This window comes from Novimethylophilus sp., from assembly GCF_036504375.1.
GTDB lineage: Bacteria > Pseudomonadota > Gammaproteobacteria > Burkholderiales > Methylophilaceae > Novimethylophilus.
The window spans coordinates 1-9,329 of sequence record NZ_DASXVH010000014.1; the positions used below are offsets into that span (position 1 = coordinate 1).

Sequence of the window (9,329 nt, forward strand, 5' to 3'; positions counted from 1 at the left end):
CGATATGCCCGGACTGGGCCTCGAGGCGCTTGACCATCTCGCGCAGGATGGTCTCGAAACTCTCCACCGAAATCTCGCGCTCGTTCATGTTGAGGATCTCGACAAAGCGCGACATGTGCGTGCCCTTGAAGTTGTGCGGCAGATGCACGTACATGTTGAACATCGCCACGGTATGCTGCACCCCGCCGCTCTTGTCCTTGACCTTGATCGGATGGCGGATGGCCTTGATGCCGACCTTGTCGATCGCAAGATGGCGCACGTCCGGGGTGTTCTGGACGTCTTCGATAGATGGGGTGCTTAGTTGGTTCATAATATTTCTAATCGCTAATAGTTGAGTATAGCACTAGGACAATCGTTTCTCAATCGCGGTTCGGATGCCCGCAGCATCCAGTCCGCAGGCGGCAAGCAGCTTTTCCGGCGCGCCGTGTTCGATGAAACGGTCCGGCAATCCCAGTTGCAACAGGCCCTTTTCTCTGCCGGCGGCTTCCAGCACCTCCGCCACCGCGCTGCCCGCACCGCCCATGACGCTATTTTCTTCCACCGTCACCAGCAGATCATGTCCGGCGGCAAGTTCCAATACCAGCGCCTCATCCAGCGGCTTGATGAAGCGCATATTGGCGACCGTCGCATCCAGGCTTTCCGCCGCCGCCAAGGCCGGCGCCAGCATGCTGCCGAACGCCAGGATCGCCACCTTGTGGCCCTGCCGGCGGATTTCGCCCTTGCCGATGGGCAAGGCCTGCAGCGCCGCATCGACCGCCACGCCGGACCCGCACCCGCGCGGGTAGCGCACCGCGGCCGGGCCGTCATGACGGAAGCCGGTGGTCAGCATCTGGCGGCACTCGTTTTCATCGCTGGGCGCCATGAGCACTATATTGGGGATGCAGCGCAAATATGCAATATCGAAACTTCCGGCATGCGTGGGACCGTCGGCGCCGACCAGCCCGGCGCGATCTATCGCCAGCAGCACCGGCAGGTTTTGCAGGGCGACGTCATGGATCAGCTGATCGTAGGCGCGCTGCAGAAAAGTGGAATAAATCGCCACTACCGGCTTCAGCCCTTCGCAGGCCAGGCCGGCGGCAAATGTCAGCGCGTGCTGTTCGGCGATGCCGACGTCGAAATAACGCTGCGGAAACTGCTGCTGGAATTTGTTGAGGCCGGAGCCGTCGCACATCGCCGGCGTGATGCCGATCAGGCGCTCGTCCTCGCCCGCCATGTCGGCGAGCCAGTCGCCGAAAATCTGGGTATAGGTCTGCTGGCTGTTGCCGGGCGCGCATAGTCCGTTGACGGGGTCGAACTTGCCGACGCCGTGGAATTTTCCCGGGTCGTCTTCGGCCGGCTGGTAGCCCTTGCCTTTCTGCGTGACGACATGCAGGAATTGTGGCCCTTGCAGTTGGCGGATATTGGATAGCGTCGCCACCAATACATCCAGGTCATGGCCGTCGATCGGCCCGATGTAGTTGAAGCCAAACTCCTCGAACAGCGTACCCGGCGTCATCATGCCCTTGACGTGCTCCTCGGCGCGTTTGGCCAGCTCCAAGAGCGGCGGCGCCGCGCCCAGCACCTTTTCGGTGCCGCGTCGCATGCGGTCGTACAGGCGGCCGGACAGCAGCTTGGCAAGATAATTGTTGAGCGCGCCGACGTTGGGCGAAATCGACATATCGTTGTCGTTGAGGATCACCAGCAGGTTGGCATCCATCGCGCCGGCGTTGTTCAACGCCTCGAACGCCATGCCGGCAGTCATCGCTCCGTCGCCGATGATCGCCACCGCGCGGCGCCCCAGGCCCTGCTGCTGCGCCGCCACCGCCATGCCCAGCGCGGCGGAAATCGAGGTGCTGGAGTGGCCTACCCCAAAGGCGTCGTATTCGCTCTCGGCTCTGCGCGGAAAGCCGGCGATGCCGCCCTCCTTGCGCAGACCCGACATCGCGGCGCGGCGCCCGGTGAGGATCTTGTGCGGATAGGTCTGGTGGCCCACGTCCCACACCAGCCGGTCGTCCGGGGTATTGAACACGTAATGCAGCGCAACGGTGAGTTCCACCACGCCCAGATTGGACGCCAAATGCCCGCCGGTCTGGGCCACACTCTCGATGAGGAAGGCACGCAGCTCATCCGCCAGCTGCGGCAGCTGCTTGCGCTCCAACTGGCGCAGCTGCGCCGGGAAGTCGATCTGTTCGAGCAATGAAGTCATCAGAATTGCCGTTGTGTAATAAAAGCGGCGAGCTGCTTTAACCGCAGCGCCTGCGCGCCGAACGGCACCAGTTGCTCCAGTGCGCTGTCGTGCAGTTCCTGCGCCAAGCGTTTGGCCCGTTCCGGCCCGAGGATAGTGACGTAAGTGGGCTTGTTCTGTGCAGCATCCTTGCCGGCGGTTTTGCCCAGGGTCGCGGTGTCCGCTTCGCTGTCGAGTATGTCGTCCACTACCTGGAAAGCCAGCCCGATGCTCTTGGCATAATGATCCAGCGCCGCCAGCCGGGAAACGTTATGGGTTTGCCCGCAATGGGCGCCGAGCAGCGCCGCCGCCCGGATCAACGCGCCAGTCTTGTGGATGTGCATGAATTCCAGCTCCATCTGCGTCAGGTCCAGCCCTACGCTGGCGAGATCGATGGCCTGGCCGCCGGCCATGCCGCGCGAACCGGAAGCCTGCGCCAGCAAATGGCTCATTGTCAACTGGCACGCCGCATCCTGCAGCAAGCCGGGCTGGGCCAGCGCCTGGAAGGCCAGACTTTGCAATGCATCGCCCACCAGGAGCGCTGTCGCATCGTCGAATTGTTTATGGCAGGACGGCTTGCCGCGCCGCAGGTCGTCGTCGTCCATACAGGGCAGGTCGTCATGCACCAGAGAATATGCGTGGATCAGCTCCACCGCTGCCGCAGCGGCATCCACCCTGGCCGGATCGGCATCGCATAGCTCTCCCGCGGCATGGGCCAGCAAGGCGCGCACCCGCTTGCCGCCGCCCAGCACGACGTAGCGCATGGCCTGGTGCAAACGTTGGGGAACAACCTGTCCGGAGGGCAGCAACCGCTCCAGCACCACCTCGGTACGGGACTGGATGGCATGCATCCAGTCGTTGAAATCAGTCATCGGCGATCGGGAAATCCTGCAAATTGTTCTGCCCGTTAAGGATGCGCACTTGCTGTTCGGCGTTCTGCAAGGATTTTTGGCAGAACTGCAGCAACTCGGCGCCCCGCTTGTAAGCCGCCAACGACTGCTCGAGCGGCAGCTGGCCCTCTTCCATCTGGCGAACGATTTCAGTCAAGTCGGCGAGCGCGGTTTCGAAATTCTTGGGGGGGGAGCTTTTGGTCATAGACGCCTTTCCTTTGCAACGCTATCAAAAAAAGGCGGCATTGGTCAAATCGGTTTATTCAAGCTGCCTTCGGAAAACGACGGAAATCGGCAGAGAATCGCCTTGCAGGCCGTTATTTTACCCTCATCCCTGCAAGGCATCGCCGGCCTGAAGTGCCGAATCAAGCTCAGCGACATTGTCAATTGCCGATAAAGTTGTCATATTAGGCGCCGACATCGAAAAACAGCGGTTTTAATATGGAATGGCTAGCCAACAATCTTGCAGATAACCCCCTTGCCGCGCAGGAACTCGCACTGCGCCAGTTGCACGAGCTTTCGCTGCAAGGCCATGAACGGCTGCTATGGCTGATCGAAACCGACACGACCCTGAACGCATCCGCGCGCCTGCTGGCCAAACGCTATGCGGAAGCGCGGCGGCTGCCCGCCGAGCAGGAAGCGCATCTGTGGAACACCGGCCATGCGTATCACGACCAATGGGCGCGGGCTTATTCGCAATCGCTGCGCGAAATATCGCAAGACGCGCGCTCCGCCGCTGAGGCTCCGGCCATAGTGGCGCGCATCCTTTATCATTGCGGCCGCACCGCAGTATGGCGCAATTTTCGCTACATTGCGGACCCCAACGGCTGGTGGCTGGACATTCACAAGCTCTATGCGTTCGCCGAGCGAGACAATTTTGCAACCAGGCCGATCCCGCTGTATCAGACCGAGCCTGCAGTCAGCTGCACCATGCTCTATCTGCATAACCTGCTGCTGGATTCGATCAACCGCACCAACCTCACCAAGCATCAGATCGAAACGATTTACCAATGGCTGCACCAGTGGTCCGGCAAGCTCGAGCTGGAACGCGACTACCGGGAAGAGCGCCAGCTGTTTTATGTGAACCTGAGCGAAGACCGCGGCAGCCGGCGCATCCGCAATCTTGAACCCACGGATAGCTGCCGGTATTGGCAGACTGACTTGATGGTGGCGGATATCGAACAGGCAATGGAAAACGCCGAAACCGGCCGCCATGCGGAAGGCGAGATAGAGCTCGATATCCTGCAGCAGATGCATGCCGAATGGTCGCGCTCCGCCTACAGGCGGCAGCGTCGTACCGACGAGCGCGACACGGTGACCAAACAGGCCAGCGTGGCCAACGGCATCTATGCGGTCTGCCAGGAAGTGCAGAGCCAGGCGGTCGGCGGCGTATCCATGGAACTCGGTGGCGAGCTGTGGTGTATAGAAAACGAATCACGCTACGGATTCGGGGCAATCGTCAGCACCGAGCTGAACACCTGGCTCAAAGTCGGCCGTCTGATCGCGCTGCGCGAGGAAATGAATTTGGGCATGAGCATGGTAGGCGTGGTGCGCAGCCTCAAGCACCAGGAAGAAGGCAAGGTGTATGTCGGCGTCGAAGTGCTAAGCCACATGGCCCTGTACGGCACGCTGCAGGAAATGCACGACGGTCCCGGCAACCAGCCTTTCCCCGGGGTATTCATCTCCTCCGACGAAGAACGCGGCATCCCGTCGTCGCTGCTGTTGCCGGCCATCGAATACCAGGCCGACGCCCAGTTGCGCCTGCGGCTGGACAGACGGGTGCGCCACGTCTGGCTTTCCAGGCTGATGGAACGGAAAGACGATTGGGTTCGGGTAGAAGTCGAAGTGCTGGGAAACGCCGCCTGAAGCCGCCAACCCCGGACTAGCTCAGTATCCGCAATAAAAATTCGCGAATATCATCGACCTCCGCACCGCATACGCTGTGCGGCATCGGATATTCGTGCCATTCGACCGGGTAGCCTTCCGCCTCCAGTCTGCGCCGGGACTTTCGCGCGGCCTCAAGCGGAATCACGGTATCGTCGCGGCCATGCGCCATGAATATGGGCAAAGTACGGTTGGCTTCGCTGCTTTCCGCCTGCAAACTGTCATGCAACGGGAGATAGGTGGACAGCGCGACCACGCCCCCCAGCCTATCCTTGTGGCGTAGCGCGGTCTGTAGCGCGACAGCCCCGCCCTGGGAGAATCCCGCCAGTACGATATGTGCGGAATCGACGCCGCGCGTTTTTTCGCGCGCGATCAATGCCTCTATCCCGGCTTGTGATGCCCGTATGCCGGTCTCGTCCTGCGCCCCGGCGATATCCAGCGAATAAATGTCATACCAGGCGGGCATCACCCAGCCGTTGTTGACGGTCACCGGCATGCCGGGCGCATGCGGGAAAATGAAGCGCACGACCATCGGCAGCGCCAGTTCCTCGGCCATCGGCGCGAAGTCGCCGCCGTCGGCGCCCAGCCCGTGCAGCCATATGACGCTGGCTTCGGGAGACGCGCCGGAACAAATTTCTATTGCATCCAGCATGGCTGATTTTTCCATCGAACCTCCGGGCTTTCTAGCTGCTGTCAAACAAAAGGGTTTTGGGCTATGCTAGCCGGAAAAATTCCCGCCACGCATGGGATCAAACAATACCGATGAAGTTTCTGGAACTCGTTAAACGTCACAGCGTTCGCATCGGCTTAAGCTTTGCGGTATTGCTGGTATTTCTGCTGCACGTGATCGGCGTGCTGCATATCGGCTTCATCGACCGCATGGAAAACCTTGCCTACGACGTGCGGCTCAATGTGATGATGCCCAACACCGTCGACCCGCGCATCGTCATCGTCGACATCGACGAGCGCAGCCTGCTCGCGCAGGGGCGCTGGCCGTGGAGCCGCAACCGGCTGGCGGAAATGGTGTCACGCCTGTTCGACGATTACAAGATCAAGGTGCTCGGCTTCGACGTGGTGTTCGCCGAAAAAGATGAAAGCTCCGGCCTGAAAACACTGGAGAAAATCGGCCGCGAACGCTTCAAGGCCAACAGCGAGTTCAGCAAGGCGCTGGAAAAAATACGCCCGACGCTGGACTACGACCAGATGTTCGCCGACACCCTGAAAGGCCGCCCGGTGGTGCTGGGCTACTATTTCCGCAGTAACGGCAACCAGGATGCCAGCGTCGGCGCCTTGCCGGCCCCGGCGATTGCCGCCGGCACGTTCGATACTTCCGCTGTCGATTTCATCCGCGCCGGCGCGTACGGGGCCAATCTGCCGGTATTGCAGAAAAACGCGGCGGCAGCCGGGCACTTCAACCCGGAACCCGATGGCGACGGCATTTCGCGCAAGGTCGCGATGCTTACCGAATATAACGGCAACCTGTACGAATCGCTGTCGCTGGCAGTCGCGCGCCTGTCTCTCAATGTCCCCAAGATCGAAGCCGGCTTTGTAACGGGAACCGCGGGCGAGAATTATGCCGGCCTGGAATGGCTGCAATTGGGGGAGCGGCGCATCCCGGTGGACGAGCGCGTCGCCGCGCTGATCCCGTTTCGCGGCAGGCAAGGCAGCTTTCCTTACATTTCCGCGACCGACATATTCACCGGAAAGGCCGACCCCAAGGTGCTTAAGGGCGCGATCGTACTGGTGGGCACGACGGCCCCCGGGCTGATGGACCTGCGCGCAGCCCCGGTGCAGAACGTGTACGCCGGCGTGGAAATGCACGCCAACATGATCGCCGGCATACTCGACCAGAACATCAAGCAGCGCCCGGCCTACCTGCTGGGTGCAGAACTGGTCTTGCTGCTGCTGGCCGGCACGCTGCTGGCTCTTGGCCTGGCGGTGCTCAGCCCCTTGTGGTCCACGCTGCTGGCGGGAGCGGTACTGTCGGTTTACGCGATGTTCAACCTGCTGTTGTGGCAGCGGGCGAATCTGGTAATGCCTATCGCCTCGATGCTGCTGATGGTGGCGGTACTGTATCTGCTCAACATGTCGTACGGTTTTTTCGTCGAATCGCGCGGCAAGCGCCTGTTGGCCGGGCTGTTCGGGCAGTACGTGCCTCCCGAACTGGTGGACGAGATGGCCAAGGACCCGGATGCCTTCACACTGGAAGGCGAGAGCCGCGAACTGACCGTGCTGTTTTCCGACGTACGCGGTTTCACCACGATTTCCGAGGGTCTGGATCCCAAGCAGCTGACGTTGCTGATGAACGAATACCTGACGCCGATGACACATGTCATCCACCGTTATCGCGGCACCATAGACAAATACATGGGCGACGCCATCATGGCGTTCTGGGGCGCGCCGGTGGCCGATCCGGACCATGCGCGCCACGCGCTGCTGGCGGCGATAGGCATGATAGACGAACTACAGGCGCTGCAGACCGCATTCGAAGCCAAGGGGTGGCCGCCGATCAATATCGGGGTGGGCCTCAATACCGGCATCATGACCGTCGGCAACATGGGGTCGGAATTCCGCATGGCTTATACTGTGATGGGAGATGCGGTGAACCTGGGCTCGCGGCTGGAAGGGCTCACCAAGCAGTATGGCGTGCATATCATCGTCAGCGAATTCACCAGGGAGAAACTGCCCGATTTTGTATTCCGCGAACTGGACCGCGTGCGGGTAAAGGGCAAGGACGAACCGGTTGCGATTTATGAACCGATCGGCCTGCAAGGCCATATCGATGCCGCAACCGAAAAGGAACTGGCGCTTTATCGCGAAGCGCTCAAACTATACCGCGCCCAGAACTGGGATTTGGCCGAACTGCAATTTCTTAGCTTGCAAAAAGCCTATCCGGGGCGTTATCTTTACGAAGTGTATATTGAACGTATCGCTTATTTCCGCGCCAATCCACCGGGTAACGACTGGGACGGCGCATTTACCTTCAAGACGAAATGACGGGATCGGGCAATGCGGGTCAAAATACTGGGCTGTAGCGGGGGAATAGGCGGCAATCTACGCACCACCTCCATGCTGGTGGATCGCGACATGCTGATCGACGCGGGCACCGGCGTGGGCGATTTGATGCTGGAAGATCTGATCGCCATCGACCATATCTTCCTCACCCATTCCCACCTTGACCACATCGCCTGCATTCCGCTGCTGGTGGACACCGTGATCGGCCTGCGCGAGAAGCACATCACGCTGCATGCGACACGCGAGACCTGGCAAATCCTCAAGGATCATATTTTCAACTGGAAAATATGGCCGGATTTCAATACGATTCCCGACGAGGCTAACCCTTTTCTCGCCTATAGCGAAGTCAGGATCGGCGAAAGTGTCGATATCAATGGGCGTTTGATTACCCCGATTCCTGCCAACCATACCGTCCCGGCGGTCGGCTACCAGCTCGACAACGGCAAGAACAGCCTGGTGTTCACCGGCGACACCACCAGCTGCGACGAGCTGTGGGAAACCATCAACAAGATCGACAACCTCAAGTTTCTCATCATAGAAACAGCCTTCAGCAATGCCGAAATCCGGCTGGCCCGCTTGTCCAAGCATTTGTGTCCGGCCTTGCTGATCGACGAACTGCACAAGCTCAAACGCCCGGCACGCATCTATATCACCCACCTCAAGCCGGGTGAAGGCGAAGTCATCATGCAGGAAGTCGAAGCCGATGCCGCGGAGTTCAAGCCGATGGCATTGCAGAACTTCCAGACATTTAGCCTGTAATCTTTAAAGACATGGCCGTCAATAACTCACTGATATCCCGCCTGGAACCGATATGCCTGCTGTCCCCCGGCCGTCAGCAGGAAATCGCCGACCTGTGCTTCGTCGAAAAAGTCAGCAAGAACATCGATCCGTTCCGCATGAACGTGGTCAAGAATTCCCAATCCCTCTATTTGCTGAACGGGGACCTCGGGCTGAAATTCGAGGACGACACCAAGATCGTACTGCGCGCGAATTCCGACCTGGCGCGCTTTCCTGTGGGCGGCAACCGCACCCGGCTTAAACTTGCGGTCGCGCTCACCGACATCGAAATCGTGAGGATAGACACCGACCTGCTCGATATCATGATGACCTGGGACCAATTGGCAGGCTACGAGCAATCCGCCCCCAAACACGAAGAACCCAAGCCCCCCGCTGCTACACCGGCACGCGGCGCCGGCGGCTGGATGAAGCAGACCGGCGTATTCAGCGCAAAAAACCTGCAAAGCGGCGTATTCAGCCGGCTACCCCCGGAAAATATCGACGAAATGTTCCGGCGCATGGTCAACGTTCCGGTCCAAGCGGGCCAAGTCGTCATCATG

At 60.1% G+C, this 9,329-nt stretch carries 8 protein-coding genes and 1 pseudogene; 4 read left to right on the forward strand and 5 right to left on the reverse strand.

What is annotated here, in order from left to right:
* From VGK14_RS01180 to VGK14_RS01195, 4 genes are all read right to left on the reverse strand, one after another.
* On the reverse strand, nucleotides 1-310 hold a 310-nt coding region (locus VGK14_RS01180; protein ID WP_331507077.1), incomplete at its 3' end, for a GTP cyclohydrolase, FolE2/MptA family.
* A 33-nt stretch (nucleotides 311-343) separates the two neighbouring features.
* On the reverse strand, nucleotides 344-2,185 hold the full coding sequence (gene dxs, locus VGK14_RS01185) for a 1-deoxy-D-xylulose-5-phosphate synthase (protein ID WP_331507078.1): 1,842 nt from the start codon (nucleotides 2,183-2,185) through the stop codon (nucleotides 344-346).
* Entirely contained in the window at nucleotides 2,185-3,075 is an 891-nt protein-coding gene (locus VGK14_RS01190) for a farnesyl diphosphate synthase (RefSeq protein WP_331507079.1), read from the reverse strand. The genes dxs and VGK14_RS01190 overlap by 1 nt, the downstream gene beginning before the upstream one ends.
* Nucleotides 3,068-3,298 carry an exodeoxyribonuclease VII small subunit gene (locus VGK14_RS01195; protein WP_331507080.1) on the reverse strand — a complete coding sequence of 77 codons (231 nt, stop codon included), beginning with the start codon at nucleotides 3,296-3,298 and terminating at the stop codon, nucleotides 3,068-3,070. The genes VGK14_RS01190 and VGK14_RS01195 overlap by 8 nt, the downstream gene beginning before the upstream one ends.
* A gap of 236 nt (nucleotides 3,299-3,534) precedes the next feature.
* Here VGK14_RS01195 and VGK14_RS01200 point away from each other — a divergent pair, with 236 nt between their 5' ends.
* Nucleotides 3,535-4,959 (forward strand): hypothetical protein, encoded by a 1,425-nt coding sequence (locus tag VGK14_RS01200; RefSeq protein ID WP_331507081.1) that lies wholly within the window; start codon nucleotides 3,535-3,537, stop codon nucleotides 4,957-4,959.
* 16 nt (nucleotides 4,960-4,975) lie between these two features.
* Here VGK14_RS01200 and VGK14_RS01205 read toward each other — a convergent pair whose 3' ends face one another.
* Complete coding sequence (locus tag VGK14_RS01205) at nucleotides 4,976-5,644, reverse strand: alpha/beta hydrolase (protein ID WP_331507082.1); 669 nt, start codon at nucleotides 5,642-5,644, stop codon at nucleotides 4,976-4,978.
* A 95-nt stretch (nucleotides 5,645-5,739) separates the two neighbouring features.
* On the opposite strand from VGK14_RS01205, the gene VGK14_RS01210 reads away from it, so the two are divergent.
* The 3 genes and pseudogenes from VGK14_RS01210 to VGK14_RS01220 all read left to right on the forward strand — a co-directional run.
* Nucleotides 5,740-7,974 carry an adenylate/guanylate cyclase domain-containing protein gene (locus VGK14_RS01210; protein ID WP_331507083.1) on the forward strand — a complete coding sequence of 745 codons (2,235 nt, stop codon included), beginning with the start codon at nucleotides 5,740-5,742 and terminating at the stop codon, nucleotides 7,972-7,974.
* Nucleotides 7,975-7,986: 12 nt separating this feature from the next.
* The gene (locus VGK14_RS01215; protein ID WP_331507084.1) at nucleotides 7,987-8,751 is read left to right on the forward strand and encodes a 3',5'-cyclic-nucleotide phosphodiesterase; all 765 of its coding nucleotides are present in this window, start codon (nucleotides 7,987-7,989) and stop codon (nucleotides 8,749-8,751) included.
* Nucleotides 8,752-8,762: 11 nt separating this feature from the next.
* Nucleotides 8,763-9,329: pseudogene (locus VGK14_RS01220) on the forward strand (cyclic nucleotide-binding protein); the annotation flags it as partial.